At 68.5% G+C, this 13,033-nt stretch carries 12 protein-coding genes and 1 pseudogene; 9 read left to right on the top strand and 4 right to left on the bottom strand.

Annotated features, from left to right (window positions below; genetic code table 11):
- Positions 1-9 precede the first annotated feature (9 nt).
- The 3 genes from ACFYML_RS07375 (at position 10) to ACFYML_RS07365 (ending at position 1,660) form a co-directional block, all read left to right on the top strand.
- The gene (locus ACFYML_RS07375) at positions 10-420 is read left to right on the top strand and encodes a VOC family protein (protein WP_357434254.1); all 411 of its coding nucleotides are present in this window, start codon (positions 10-12) and stop codon (positions 418-420) included.
- A gap of 143 nt (positions 421-563) precedes the next feature.
- Positions 564-1,028, top strand: coding sequence for a helix-turn-helix transcriptional regulator (locus ACFYML_RS07370; RefSeq protein ID WP_387419771.1), 465 nt, complete (start codon positions 564-566; stop codon positions 1,026-1,028).
- Positions 1,029-1,033: 5 nt separating this feature from the next.
- Positions 1,034-1,660, top strand: a complete 627-nt coding sequence (locus ACFYML_RS07365) for a glyoxalase (RefSeq protein WP_387419770.1) — start codon at positions 1,034-1,036, stop codon at positions 1,658-1,660.
- Between the two features lie 48 nt (positions 1,661-1,708).
- On the opposite strand, the gene ACFYML_RS07360 is transcribed toward ACFYML_RS07365, so the two are convergent.
- Positions 1,709-2,563, bottom strand: a complete 855-nt coding sequence (locus tag ACFYML_RS07360) for a helix-turn-helix transcriptional regulator (protein ID WP_387419769.1) — start codon at positions 2,561-2,563, stop codon at positions 1,709-1,711.
- Between the two features lie 99 nt (positions 2,564-2,662).
- Here ACFYML_RS07360 and ACFYML_RS07355 point away from each other — a divergent pair, with 99 nt between their 5' ends.
- Together ACFYML_RS07355 and ACFYML_RS07350 are read left to right on the top strand one after the other, a co-directional pair.
- Positions 2,663-3,427 carry an SDR family oxidoreductase gene (locus tag ACFYML_RS07355; protein ID WP_387419768.1) on the top strand — a complete coding sequence of 255 codons (765 nt, stop codon included), beginning with the start codon at positions 2,663-2,665 and terminating at the stop codon, positions 3,425-3,427.
- A gap of 134 nt (positions 3,428-3,561) precedes the next feature.
- The gene (locus ACFYML_RS07350) at positions 3,562-4,845 is read left to right on the top strand and encodes a hypothetical protein (RefSeq protein WP_387419767.1); all 1,284 of its coding nucleotides are present in this window, start codon (positions 3,562-3,564) and stop codon (positions 4,843-4,845) included.
- Positions 4,846-5,049: 204 nt separating this feature from the next.
- Here the strand turns inward: ACFYML_RS07350 and ACFYML_RS07345 are convergent, their stop codons facing one another.
- A complete protein-coding gene (locus ACFYML_RS07345; RefSeq protein WP_387419766.1) occupies positions 5,050-6,297 on the bottom strand; it encodes a hypothetical protein in 1,248 nt (415 codons plus the stop codon).
- Between the two features lie 653 nt (positions 6,298-6,950).
- Here ACFYML_RS07345 and ACFYML_RS07340 point away from each other — a divergent pair.
- A complete protein-coding gene (locus ACFYML_RS07340) occupies positions 6,951-9,728 on the top strand; it encodes a hypothetical protein (RefSeq protein WP_387419764.1) in 2,778 nt (925 codons plus the stop codon).
- A gap of 85 nt (positions 9,729-9,813) precedes the next feature.
- Here the strand turns inward: ACFYML_RS07340 and ACFYML_RS07335 are convergent.
- Positions 9,814-9,921 (bottom strand): annotated as a pseudogene (locus ACFYML_RS07335) (IS5/IS1182 family transposase); the annotation flags it as partial.
- Positions 9,922-9,973: 52 nt separating this feature from the next.
- The gene (locus ACFYML_RS07330) at positions 9,974-10,945 is read right to left on the bottom strand and encodes a LuxR C-terminal-related transcriptional regulator (RefSeq protein ID WP_387419763.1); all 972 of its coding nucleotides are present in this window, start codon (positions 10,943-10,945) and stop codon (positions 9,974-9,976) included.
- 222 nt (positions 10,946-11,167) lie between these two features.
- Between ACFYML_RS07330 and ACFYML_RS07325 the strand changes: the two genes are divergently transcribed.
- The 3 genes from ACFYML_RS07325 to ACFYML_RS07315 form a co-directional block, all read left to right on the top strand.
- A complete protein-coding gene (locus ACFYML_RS07325; RefSeq protein WP_387419762.1) occupies positions 11,168-11,395 on the top strand; it encodes a hypothetical protein in 228 nt (75 codons plus the stop codon).
- Positions 11,395-11,655: a hypothetical protein gene (locus ACFYML_RS07320; protein WP_387419761.1), complete on the top strand. Its 261-nt coding sequence runs from the start codon at positions 11,395-11,397 to the stop codon at positions 11,653-11,655. The genes ACFYML_RS07325 and ACFYML_RS07320 overlap by 1 nt, the downstream gene beginning before the upstream one ends.
- Before the next feature lie 47 nt (positions 11,656-11,702).
- Positions 11,703-13,033, top strand: a 1,331-nt coding sequence (locus tag ACFYML_RS07315; RefSeq protein ID WP_387419760.1) for a hypothetical protein, incomplete at its 3' end; no start/stop codon positions are given.

Below are 13,033 nucleotides of genomic sequence, written 5' to 3'. Positions count from 1 at the left end.
ATGATCGTCATGGACATCACCATTCACACGAGCTTCCTTCCGCATGTCGACCCGGACGCCTCCGTGGCCTTCTACCGGGACGTCCTCGGCTTCGAGGTCCGCACCGACGTCGGCCAGGGCAAGATGCGTTGGATCACCGTCGGCCCGGTCAACCAGCCCGACACGTCCATTCTCCTGGCGCCGGCGGCCGCCGACCCCGGGATCACCGAGGACGAACGCCGCACCATCGCCGAAATGATGGCCAAGGGCACCTATGGCTGGATCCTGCTGGCCACCCGGGACCTCGACGGCACCTTCGAGAAGGTGCAGGCCGGCGACGCCGAGGTCGTCCAGGAGCCGACCGAGCAGCCGTACGGCATCCGCGACTGCGCCTTCCGCGATCCCGCCGGCAACCTGGTCCGCATCCAGGAGCTTCGCTGAACCGACCGGTCACTCGGCCGTGCTGGCCGGTGCCACGACCACCCGCGGGAACGGAGCGGTCGGCCCTTCCCGGCCGCCGCCCTCGCCCACACCCCTCGGCGGGCCGCTCCATGCTCGCGGGCATCGATGAAAGGAGCTCTCTCATGTGTCACCCCTCGTGGGGGCGCGCGCTCACCGCGGCGCACCGCCTCACCGACCTCGCTCGACTGCGCCGCGTCCGCGACCGGATCGACCGGGAGTACGCGCAGCCGCTGAACGTCGAGGCGCTGGCCCGTGGCGTGAACATGTCGGCCGGGCACCTCAGCCGCCAGTTCCGGCTGGCCTACGGCGAGTCGCCGTACGCGTACCTGATGACGCGGCGCATCGAGCGGGCGGCGGCGCTGCTGCGGCGTGGCGACCTCAACGTCACCGAGGTCTGCTTCGCGGTCGGGTGCTCCTCGCTGGGCACCTTCAGCACCCGCTTCACCGAGCTGGTCGGCATGTCGCCCAGCGCCTACCGGCGCCGCGCGACCAGCGCTGCGGCGGGGATGCCGTCGTGTGTGGCGAAGCAGGTGACCAGACCGGTCAGGAATCGAGAAGCCCTGGTCGCCGAGCCGCAACTAGCGTGATTGTCATGACATCCATCGAATCCGTCACCCTCGACGTGGCCGACCCGGCGGCCGCCAGCCGCTTCTACACCGCCGCCTTCGGTTTGGACACGCAGATCCGCCTGCGGGCCTCGGAGGCACCGACGACCGGTTTCCGTGGGTTCACGCTGGCGCTCACGGTGTCCCAGCCGGCCACCGTCAACGGCTTCATCGGCGCCGCCCTGGACGCCGGTGCCACGACGCTGAAGCCGGCCGCGAAGTCGCTCTGGGGCTACGGCGGTGTCGTGCAGGCCCCGGACGGGACGATCTGGAAGGTTGCGACCTCGGCGAAGAAGGACACCGGCCCGGCGACCCGGCAGATCGACGAGTTGGTGCTCCTGCTGGGTGTCGCGGACGTGGCAGCGAGCAAGCGGTTCTACGTCGAGCGCGGCCTGGCCGTGGCGAGGAGCTTCGGCCGCATGTACGTCGAGTTCGCCGCTGGGTCGAGCCCGGTCAAGCTGGCGCTGTACCGGCGCCGTGCGCTTGCCAAGGACGTCGGCGTCGCTCCCGAGGGCACCGGCTCGCACCGGCTCATGATCGGCGGCGATGTCGGGGCTTTCACCGACCCGGACGGGTTTGCCTGGGAGGCCGCCTCGCTGGCCCCCACGTCCTGATTCAGGGGTGCTCGCTCGGCCCTTGCCCGGCGAGCCCTGGTCACGGCACTACTTCGGGGTCGGGTCGGCGGGGAACTGCTCGTGTCCGAGCACGGCAAGCAGTTGCAGCTTCTCGTAACCCTCGCTGCGCGGTGGCGCGGTGAGCACGAGCAGTGCCTGGGACTGGTCCTCGGTGATCAGCGCCTGGCAGTCCAGTTCGATCGCGCCGAGCTGGGGGTGGATGAGCGTCTTGTGGTCCTCGAAGCGCTTGGCCACCTCGTGTCGTTCCCACAGCTCGGCAAACTCCGCGCTCGCCTTCTGCAGGGCCCGCACGATCTCGCCGGCCCGTGACTGCGGGCCCATCGACCCGTACGCGGCGCGCAGGTTGGCGACCTGGGCGCGACTCTGCCGGTCGCGGTCCTCCTCGGGGTAGCGCAGCCGCTCCGCGGGCTCGATGAACCACCGGTAGATCTCGCTGCGGGCGAGGCCGGTGTGGCCCGATCTGTCGCCGAACAGGGCTTCGGCCATCCGGTTCTGCACGAGGGTCTCGCCGAGGTTGGACAGGATGAGCGCCGGGGTGTCGTCGAGCCGGTCCAGCACGCGCAGCAGCGCCGGGGCGACGTGCGTCGCCGCGGACACCGAGGCCGGGGCGTTCTGCCCCGCCACCCGGAAGAGGTAGTCGCGTTCGTCGCCGGTCAGCCGCAGCGCCCGGGCGAGCGACGCCAGCATCTGCGGGCTCGGCTGCGGGCCGCGCTGCTGTTCCAGTCGGGTGTAGTAGTCGGTCGACATGGCGGCGAGGGCAGCGACCTCCTCACGCCGCAGGCCGGGTGCGCGCCGGCGGGCGCCGGCAGCCAGCCCGACGTCCCCGGGCTGCAGTGCCTCTCTGCGGCGGCGCAGGAAGTCGGCCAGGGCTGCACGGTCCATGATCCCAGTATCCGCAGGCGGCGGGAGCCAACCAGGGATTGCCGATCCCCCGATAACCGGTCTCTTAATCCGCCCTCGAGGAACGGCGAGGCTCGGGGCATGAACATCTCCGGAAACACGATCTTCATTCCCGGCGCCACGAGCGGTATCGGCCTGGCCCTCGCCGTCGAGTTGCGGGCCAGGGGCAACACGGTCGTCGTCGGCGGCCGGCGTATCGACCTGCTCGACAAGATCGCCGCGGAACATCCGGGCATCGACACCGTACGGATCGACACGACGGACCCGGCGAGCATCACCGCCGCCGCGAAGGAGGTGCTGGCGAAGCACCCGGACCTCAACGTCCTCGTCACGATGGCCGGCATCATGCGCGTCGAGGACTGGCACCAGCCCGAATCGTTCCTCGCCTCGGCCGAGGCGGTGGTGACGACCAACGTGCTCGGCCCGATCCGGCTCATCGCCGCGTTCATCGAGCACCTGCGGGCGCAGCCGGACGCCACCATCGTCACCGTCTCCTCGGGCCTGGCGTTCGCGCCGCTGAAGGTCACCCCGAGCTACAACGCGTCGAAGGCCGCGATCCACATGCTCAGCGAGTCGATCCGGCTGCAGCTCGCCGACACGACCGTGAAGGTGGTGGAGCTCGAACCGCCGGCCGTCCGTACCTCGTTGCTGCCCGGGCAGGAGGACAGCGAGTTCGCGATGCCGCTGGACGAGTTCGTGGCGGAGGTCGTCGCGCTGCTGGAGTCACAGACCGAGGCCAGGGAGATCCAGGTCGAGCGCGTGAAGTTCCTCCGGTACGGCGAAGCGCGCGGCGACTACGACCAGGTCGTCGCGACGCTCAACGCGTCCGACCCGCACGGAAAATAGGGCTCAGAATCCCGCCGGGAAGCTTCCCGGCAATGCGTAACGGTGGTCACGATCATGGCGCTCCATCTATGGGACGCCGACGATCCCGAGGACCGGGCGACCGGCCCGGCCGATCCCTCCGACGTTAGGACCTGATGTCCGTTCACTCCCGCTCCACCCGTCATCACCTGCTCCGAAGCGGCCTCGCAGTCGGCACATTGGCCGCGCTCTGCACCGCCCTGCTGCCCGCCGCCCCGGCCGGCGCCGCTCCCGCCCGAGCCGACCTCGTCGTTACCACCTCAGTCGACCCCGTCGAGGTCCCCGCCAGCGGCGGCTGGTCGACCCTCACCGTCGACGTGCGGAACTCCGGCACGAAGGCCAGCCAGGACGTGACCGTGGCGTTCACGCTTCCGACGGACGCCTGGTTCGCCGCCGACGGATTCGTGGTACCGCCGAGCTGGCACTGTGACCTCCTGGGCACCGCGACCTGCACCCGCGCCCCGCTGGCCGCTGGCGAGGTCGCCGACACGCTGGCCATCCCGTTCGGGCTCTCGGCCGGGACCGCCGGCGACGTGCTGACGATCAGCGCCACAGCGAGGACCGGTGCGGAATCGTCGACCGCCAACAACACCGGCCAGGCAAGTGTGCGCTACATCCCCAGCACGGTGGATCTCGACGTCGTACCCGCCGCCACGACCCAGCAGCTGCTCACGAATGAGTATGTGAATGCTTCCACGTCGGTCCGGAACACCGGAAACACGCCCTCGGGCGAGGTGACCGTCACCATCCCCGTGCCGGCCGGGATGCGGGGCGCGGAGACGTCGAGCGAGGGGTGGGACTGCGCGTTCGGCGACGGCGTGGCCGACGGCCAGACCGGCTGGCGGTGCCTCCACCGCACGCTGCGGCCGGGCGAGACGAGCGAGCCGCTGTACTACGGCGGGATCCTCACCGCCACCACGGTCGGCGACGTCGTGACGCTGGAGGCGACCGCGGCGACGACGTCGCCGGAAACGACCCTGGAGAACAACACGGCGCGGCACACCATCACGGTCGAGCAGGGCGCGATCGTCCGCGGCACCGTCTGGGTGGACGGCAACAACAACCGCGTGTGGGACTCGTGCGAGGTGGGCGCCCCGGTCGGCAGCGAGGGGATCGACCGCATCGACGTGGTGCCGGCCCCTGGCCAGGGCTCCGGCGGGCTGACCACCGTCAACCCCGACGGCACCTTCACCGCGTACGTCCGCTCGGGCACCTACCGCGTGCAGTTCCACGTGCACTACCCGCACGACTTCATCGACTCGGTCGACTCGGATCTGATCTACTACTGGAACGAGACCGGTGGCGCCAACTACGGCTACACCGACTGGGTCACCGTAGCTGCGGGTGACGAGGTGACGCTGGACGCGGGCGTGCGGTCCCGCTTCATCCAGTCCTGTTGACACTCCTCGGCGCCATGCCGGCAACACCCGGGCGGTCCGGCCTCCGCGGCCGGGCCGCCCGATTCGTTCGCGGGCACCGAGTGGCTCCCGGCGCGGCCACGCCGCACTCCGGGCGCTGATCTCGGCTACGAAAGTCCCCGACCTTGCCATGGTCGGGGGCTTTTCCGCGCTCGTCCCTCACGACCTCCGCGGGTCGGGTGCCGTCTATCGCAGGACGACGACGCCGTCGATGATGACGGTGCGGCTACTGGTGGACTTTATGACCATGGTGCCGGACATTCGGGCTCGTGTGGGAAGCCAGAACAGGGCCTGACCCGTGGTGGATCGCCTGAGGTTGACCTTACCGATTGTCGCGCTGCCAACGGATACGGTGACCTCACCGCAGTCGGGACAGGTACGGGCGACGATGCCGAATCGACTTCCAGTCACCGCATGCGAGGCTGTGCCGTTGGGCGCCAGCTTCGTGTAGGTGCCGCGGTAGTAGGAGCTGCCAGTGCCGCGGACGCTGCCGGCCGATACGGCGAGCCACCGGTCGTCGTAGGGGGTCGCGGTGCAGGTTTCAGCTGACCAGGCAGAGATCCGGTTGGCGTGGTCCCGAGCCCGGGCCGAGAAACAGTACTGGACGCCGGCCGTGGCAGCGAGGGTCGTCCGCATCGCTGATGTGCGCTGAAGTGCCGCCGGGTAGACGTATCCACTCGATCCGCTGCTGGCGGAGCTGGTGCGGTAGCGCACGTCGTAGCTGGCCACCGCGACGTTGTCGACCCCGGTCCAGGACACACCGACCGAGTTCGCCAGTTGCACGGCAGCGGGCACGCTCACGGACGCCACGGTGGTTGCGGTGAAGTCGACCACGAAGCGCACGTCGGGCGGCACGATCGTCCGGCCCCGCACCGTGGCGGTGACCCGGAGCGTGTGCAACCCCGGAGGCACCTCGCCGGAAGCGAGGTTGCCCCACCACAGCGACCTGGTGCCGCTGACCTTGAGGGGGCTGCTGAACCGAACCGGTATCTGGTTGTCGACGGTCGCAGTCACGGCATCGACCGGACCGGGGTTGTCCACGGTGACGCCGAACGACATGACCGACCCCGAGTCGAAAACCTGCCCGGCTGTCGGGGTGGTCACCTGAACCGAGGGAGTCAGGGCGACCTGGATGTCCACCGTCGCAAGCCCCGGGGGACAGTCCACCGTCATCATGCAGTCCGGGCCTACGGCGATCCGGTGCGATCCGTTGGACAGATGACGCGTGGGGATTGAAAAACTGAACTTGCCGTCCTCGCCCACACGAGCGACCGACAGGCTGATGCCCCCGTCGATGTTGGCCATCAGGTAGGTGCCGGGCTGCAGTGATCGGCCGACGCCTGGGACGTGACCGGTGAACTGGACCCCCTCCGTACCCGGGGCGCTGATGGTGGCGCCGCTGGCTGGGGTGTCGATGACGATGTCGTCGGCCACCTGGTCGACGTAGACCACCCTCAACGCCGTGGCCTGGCCGCCGAAGCTGCTCGGCACGGTGGCGGAGAACTGGTAGAGGCCGTCAGGCAACCCTGCGGTGTCGACGCTGACCGACCAGCGCCCGTCCGGGCCGGGGGACGCAGTCCACTCCTGACCGGGGCGGCCGGTGAAGGACACCGACACCTTGTCACCCGGATCCATGCGTTCGAGCCGCCCAGCCACCAGCACCGGGCCAGGAGCTATGCGGGCACCCAGGACCGGCGAGTCGAGCCAGATGACCTCGGCGGCCGCCGCCGGCATCGAGGTCGCGGTCAGAAGACCCAACACCATCGCCAATGCGGCGATCGCACCCACCATTCGTCGGCCTGCACGCACCGCCCGCTCCCCCGTGATCAAGGGCGGGCAGGAAACCCGCCGCACAATTCGAACTACTGTGCGCGACAGCGGCAACAATGTCCACCACCGAACGGATGGACCGAGTCCCCGACTTGCCGGCGAGAGAACCTTCCAAATGACTGCCATTGCTGGCTGTGCCTACGTCCTCGGCGAAGGCGCAGCGCCGACCGCATCTCGGCGGGCTCTCCTTGGTCGTGCCGGCATGCGATCCTGTTCGCGGGTGAGCAACGGCACCTGTCCATCATGGGGGAGACTGCATGGGTACACCTTCGCGCGCTCGTCAGCGGACGATCGCGCTGCTCACGGTGTCGGCGCTCGGCGCCGGAGCTGCGATAGGGCTCACGGCCGCCCCGGCCGCGGCAGCCGTGGCGGCACCGACTGATCTCAAGACTGCGGGCCAGCCGTGTGCCACCAGCGAGCCCGGGCCGTATCTGAGCCCGACCAGGCTCAACGATGCACACGCCGTCGTGCTGCGGGGCACCTTCGACCGGACGGGGCAGGGCACCGGGCTGCAGGCTGACTTCCAGGTATGGGACGTCGCCGACCCGGAGCACCCGCAGCAGTGGCTCCGTGGCATCGGCGAGCAGAGCAACGAGGTGTACGTCCAGCTCGAGGACGAGGCAAAGCAGCTCGACGGCGTCACGTACGCCTGGCGGGTGCGGGTCCTCGACGGCGCTGATGCCTCCCGTTGGAGCGGCACGTGCTATTTCACCGTGGACCGCAGCGGCGGCCCGGCACCGACCGTCACATCCCCCGAATATCCCGCCGGCAGCTGGGACAACGCCAACGGCGCGATTGGCGTCCCCGGCGTGTTCACGCTGACCTCGGCCTCCGACGACACCGTCAGCTACCGCTACCGGTTCTACTCCAGCGAGTTGTACAACGAGTATGTGGAGTCGATGGTGGACGCGTCGGAGCTCGGCGGTCCGGCGACCGTCGGGTGGACTCCTCGCGCGGCCGGATACCACTCACTCACCGTTTACGCCGTCGACCGCGCGGGAAACTCGTCCCAGGCTGTTCACTATGAGTTCCACGTCAAGGAAACCCGGCCGTCGATCTTCTCGTCCGCGTACCCGGACTGGGACTCGAACCTGGCCTACAACGTCGGCGTACCCGGCGCGTTCGAGTTCAGGGCCAGCGTCGCTGACACGGCGTCGTTCGCGTGGCGCATCGACGGGGACGGGCCGTCGGGTTCAGTTCCGGCGGGCGTCGACGGGAAGGCAACCGCGATGATCGCCCCAATCCGCGCCGGCCGACAGACCCTTTACGTCCACAGCGTCACCCGCGACGGCGCGACGCACCCCGACCGCGCCTACACATTTGTCGTCGACAACGGCCCCAAGCTCACCGGTGACACGGACCGGGGCGTTGTGATCGGGTCCTCTCTCACGTTCCACCTAGCGCCCCGAGCGCCGGGCGTCGAGGCTTACCTTTATTGGCCGAGGTATCTCGGCCTGGAGGAAAGGCCGATCGAGAAGACTGCTCTCCCGGCTCGCGCGGACGGCACCGCCGACCTCACCTGGACGGCCACCGACACCCGCGTCGACGGCCTGTGGGTGCAGAGCCGAAGTGCCGACGGCACCCTGTCCGAGCCACGCTTCACCTCCGTCTGGGTCGATGGGGCGAGCCCGACCGTGACCCGCACCGGCGGCGTCGACCTGGGCACACCGGCGACCTTCACGGCCCGTACCCGGATGGTGAACGCGGTGGAGTACGTGGCCGTGTTCAACGGGGACGAGGCGACGAAGCAGGTGCTCAAGGCGGCGGCGGACGGCAGTGTCACCTTCGGTTTCACCTCGACGAAGCGCGGCCAGAACTACGTGGTCGTCGTCGCACGTAACGTCGCCGGGGTGGCGACGGAAGGGGGTGTCGCGGGGTGGACCGTCACCGACCGTCCCCGCGTCACCTCTACTGAGTTTCCTGAGGACGGCACCGGCACGCTCGCCCCGGGCACCTTCACCTTCACCCCGCGCCTGCCCCGCACGGCCGCATACGAGTACTCGGTCAACGATTCGACGTACACCACCATCGCCGCCCGGGCCGACGGCACCGCGACGCTCACCTGGACGCCGCCGGCCACCGGGATGTACCTGCTGAACGTCCGCGGCGTCACGGCCGACGGCATCCGGTCCATAAGCACCTCGTACGGCTTTAAGGTCGAGGACCTTGGCCCGCCGGCAGTGTCGAACTTCAAGGCGACTGGTGGTGTCGGCTCGGCCGCGCTGTCGTGGACCTTGCCCGCGATCACCGATCTGGACCAGGTCATCGTGCGAAGGGCCATGGGTACGGCGCCGCCTTCGTCGCCCACCGCGGGTACGGCGGTGTATGCGGGAACCGGTAGCAGTGCCACGGCGACGGGATTGGAGTCGGGTACGCCGTACACCTTCCGGGTGTGGGTCAAGGACCGCAGCGGCAGGTACAGCGCCACCGCGCCGGCGGTTACGCTGATCGGCAGCGAAACCACGATCAGCAGCAACCTGACCGCGCTCACCTACGGCTCGGCGGTGACGGTCACGGGGACGGTGGTGCGCGCCGACACCCGCGCCGCGATCACCGGCGCACCGGTGCTCCTGTATGGCCGGCGCGCCGGCACCACGACCTGGACGCTGATCGCCACTGCGACCAGCGACAGCTCCGGCAAACTGTCCTACAGTCACACGCCGTCGTGGAGCCTCGACTACAAGTGGATTTACGGCAACTCCACCGCCTACGGGGGCTCGGAGAGCAGCCTCCACGCGCTGGGGGTCAGGACCAACGTCTCGGCCAAGTTGTCGAAGACGTCCTTCACCCTCGGCGGGTCGGTCACGCTAGTGGGCAACGTCTCCCCGACCCACGCCGGGAAAACCGTGCACCTGCAGCGCTACGTCAACGGCAGCTGGTCCACAGTGACCAGCAAGGCTTTGTCGCCGAGCAGCACCTACCGGTTCATCATCCAGCCCTCCTCGAAGGGCACCTACTCCTACCGCATCTACCAGCCCGCCGACACCGACCACCTGGCCGGCTACAGCGGCACCCACAGCTTCAAGGTCAACTGACCAACGCGGCCCCTCTGCTTTCAACAAGCAAGAGGGGCCGCGCCGCAGTCTGTGGCAGTCCTGTTGGTGCTCGCCTCTTCGCCAGCTGACCGCAGTCGCAGGCCAGGTGCAGCTTGGTCCAGCCACCCCGCGACCGACCCAGAGCGTGATCAGCCGGCTCGTCCTCGACCCCGCCCGGTGGTTCCTTCTGCAGCTCGGCCTGGGGCAAATCCGGCCCATTCCCGCAGGTCAGGAAGTCATCTCCGTCACACCCAACCGCGGCGGCCGGCGTGGACGCCGGCCTGGAATCGACTGGCTGCGCCCAGCCGCTCGGTCAGGGATGTCATCATGCGCTGGACGCTCCGCAGAGAGATCGCGAGCTTGCGGGCCGCCGATTCGTCGGTGTGGCCGGACGAGAGTAGTAGTAACAGCTCCCGTTCCTGGGGAGTGAGACCATGCGTGTCGGGCGCGGTCTGCTCGCCGAAGGGTGTCGCGGCGCGCCAGACCTGCTCGAACAGCGCGACGAGTCCGGCGATGACCCCGGGGCTGTGTAGTTCCAGCGCTCCCTGCCCGGAGTTGTCGGGGTCGATGGGTACGAGCGCGGTTTCCCGATCGACGATGACCAGGCGCATCGGCAGGGTGGGTGTGGTGCGCGACTGGCCGCCCAGGCTTGCCATCCAGCGGGCGTGCGCGAGGGTGGCGGGGTCGTTGCGGAAGCTGTCCTGATACACGTTGCGAATGCGGATACCTCGCTGCAGCGCGACCTGGTTGAGCGGTCGCTCGGCCTCCATCGTGTCCGAGGTCTGCGCGCCGCCGGTGGTGAAGGAAAGGCACTCGGTACGGGTGGTGTGCGCAAGCTCGGCCAATCGTTCCCGGACGCTGTCGACACCTTCGAGGATCCTGCCCTCCGCTGCCTGGTGGCGGTCGTCGTGGGCGGTGGCGATGGCGGCGATGGCAGCCCTGGTCGCCTCGACCTGTCGTTGTCGGACAGCGACGTCCGCCTCCACCTTCGCCAGGAGCGCCATCAGCCCGGCCTGAGGACGCACTACCCGGGCATGCTCGCCTTGCGGATCCAGCCGGATCAGGGCGAGGTCGGCCAGCACGTCCAGCGCTTCGCGTACCTGGTCACCGGATACGGCCAGATGTTCGGCCAAGCCGGCGATGTTCAGGTCGGGACGTTGCAGCATGGCCCGGTAGATCATCTCGTGCTGCGTTGACAGGCCCAGCAGGTCGAACATAGCCCCTCCCCCGAGTAAGAGCCCTGCGCCCAGCATTCTGCCCTGCAGTGATCGTCTTCGTTGCCCCGCTCGCCGCTGGCGTGATCCCGCCGGGCGGGCTCACGCCAGGTCAGAACCGGTGACATCGCCGGTCGTGCCCGCGATGCTTTTCTCAGCGCGGCGAAAGTTACTACAAGGCCCCGCAAAACCCATCAAAACCGTGTATAGGCTTTCGCGAGGGAGATGATCGATATGTTTACCTACATCAATGTTAATCGCCGTCTGGTGATGATTGCGTCTCTCGCCCTGGTTCTCGCGGCAACACTGGTCGCCGGCCAGGACGCCCTGGCGGCGCTTGCCGAGGGGTACGGCTGGGGTGCCCCGCCGCCCGCTTCTCCGGTGACCCAGGTTGTGGCCGACGGATACGGCTGGGGCGCCCCGCTGCCGGCGAGTCCGCACACGGGGGCGTAATGGTCGCCACACACATCCGCATCGCACCGCTGGCTGCGACGACCACCGTCGACTCGTCGGTGCTGCGGGACCTGATCTACGCGCAGGCCGCGCCAGGGCACGGGGTGGAGCACATACGCGTCCGCGCCGGTCCGCATGGCGCCGACATCCTGGCATTCATCGACAGCGACGACCCGAAGGAGGCCGCCGACACCCTGCACCGGATCGTCGACAAAGCGATCAGCAGCAATCCGCTGCTTCAGCCGTGGCGAATCATCTAGCACCCGGCATCGGCTCCTGAGAATCCCCGCCCGATCCGCCGCCGCACATGGCCCGGCGGCCGGACCAACCTGTCCCGAAACAGTCAAGGATCGTGAAAGGAAAACCAATGGAAAACAGTGCGATTCGACGCCTGACCACGATGGCGCTCGGTGTGGCCCTCGCTGCCGGCGTCGGCCTCTCCGGTGGCGTCGCCACCGTTGTCACCAGCGCCCCGCAGGCCGCCTACGCCGCCTCCAGCGTGGGCGGACAGATCACGCCGGACGAAGTGCTCAGCCGCGCCAAGTATTGGTATGACAACCGCGCGAATATCGATTACAGCCAGTCGGGTTACTACCCCGACCAGGACGGCAGGCCCTACCGCAGAGACTGCTCCGGCTTCGTCTCCATGGCGTGGCACCTTTCGACTTCGAAGACGACCCGCAACCTCTACACGGTGTCGGCTCAGATCAGCAAGAGCGCCCTTCAGCCGGGCGACGTCCTGAACTCGGCGGACGAACACGTCATCCTTTTCAAGCGCTGGATCGACCAGTCGACGGGCACGTTCGAGTACTACGCCTTCGGCTCGAAGCCGGTGAAGATGGCGACGGAAACCCTCACCGGCGGCTCCGACGGCCTCATCGACTCGCACCCGGCGAGCAACTACGTCGCACGCCGCTACAACAACATCACGACCACCGGACTGCCCCCGGTGAAGGATCCCGGGATCGCCGACGTGACCGGTGACGGTTACCACGACGTGGTGGCCACCAAGACCGACGGCACGATGTGGCTGTACTCCAACAACTTCGAACGCGACAACGGTATGCCGTACGGCGACGTGCGTCAGATCGGCAGTGGCTGGGGCGACTTCACCCATGTCATCAACGCCGATGCCACCGGCGACGGCTTCGCCGACCTGCTCGGCGTGAAGCCGGACGGCACCATGCTGCTGTACTCGAACAACATCGGCCGCGACAACGGCAAGCCGTACGGCGACGTGCGTGAGATCGGCCATGGCTGGAACAGCTTCGTCAAGATCATCCCGGCGGACGCCACCGGGGACGGCTTCACCGACCTGCTCGGCGTGAAGGCCGACGGCACGATGTGGCTGTACTCGAACAACTTTGTCCGCGACAACGGTATGCCGTACGGAGACGTGCGCCAGGTCGGCAGCGGGTGGAACAACTTCGCCAGCATCATCCCGGCGGACGCCACCGGAGACGGCTTCACCGACCTGCTCGGCGTGAAGGCCGACGGCACGATGTGGCTGTACTCGAACAACTTCGTCCGCGACAACGGCAAGCCGTACGGAGACGTGCGCCAGGTCGGCAGCGGGTGGAACAACTTCGCCAGCATCATCCCGGCGGACGCCACCGGAGACGGCTTCACCGACCTGCT

It is taken from the genome of Micromonospora sp. NPDC007230, assembly GCF_042869115.1.
GTDB lineage: Bacteria > Actinomycetota > Actinomycetes > Mycobacteriales > Micromonosporaceae > Micromonospora.
The sequence above is the reverse complement of the archived record's forward strand: the minus strand, read 5'-3'. Positions and strand labels throughout refer to the sequence as shown.

Coding starts and splice junctions, on each gene's coding strand:
- ACFYML_RS07340 (WP_387419764.1), top strand. CDS start 6,951: ATGGGTACACCTTCGCGCGCTCGTCAGCGGACGATCGCGCTGCTCACG.
- ACFYML_RS07375 (WP_357434254.1), top strand. CDS start 10: ATGGACATCACCATTCACACGAGCTTCCTTCCGCATGTCGACCCGGAC.
- ACFYML_RS07355 (WP_387419768.1), top strand. CDS start 2,663: ATGAACATCTCCGGAAACACGATCTTCATTCCCGGCGCCACGAGCGGT.
- ACFYML_RS07330 (WP_387419763.1), bottom strand. CDS start 10,945: ATGTTCGACCTGCTGGGCCTGTCAACGCAGCACGAGATGATCTACCGG.
- ACFYML_RS07370 (WP_387419771.1), top strand. CDS start 564: ATGTGTCACCCCTCGTGGGGGCGCGCGCTCACCGCGGCGCACCGCCTC.
- ACFYML_RS07365 (WP_387419770.1), top strand. CDS start 1,034: ATGACATCCATCGAATCCGTCACCCTCGACGTGGCCGACCCGGCGGCC.
- ACFYML_RS07350 (WP_387419767.1), top strand. CDS start 3,562: ATGTCCGTTCACTCCCGCTCCACCCGTCATCACCTGCTCCGAAGCGGC.
- ACFYML_RS07320 (WP_387419761.1), top strand. CDS start 11,395: ATGGTCGCCACACACATCCGCATCGCACCGCTGGCTGCGACGACCACC.
- ACFYML_RS07360 (WP_387419769.1), bottom strand. CDS start 2,563: ATGGACCGTGCAGCCCTGGCCGACTTCCTGCGCCGCCGCAGAGAGGCA.
- ACFYML_RS07325 (WP_387419762.1), top strand. CDS start 11,168: ATGATCGATATGTTTACCTACATCAATGTTAATCGCCGTCTGGTGATG.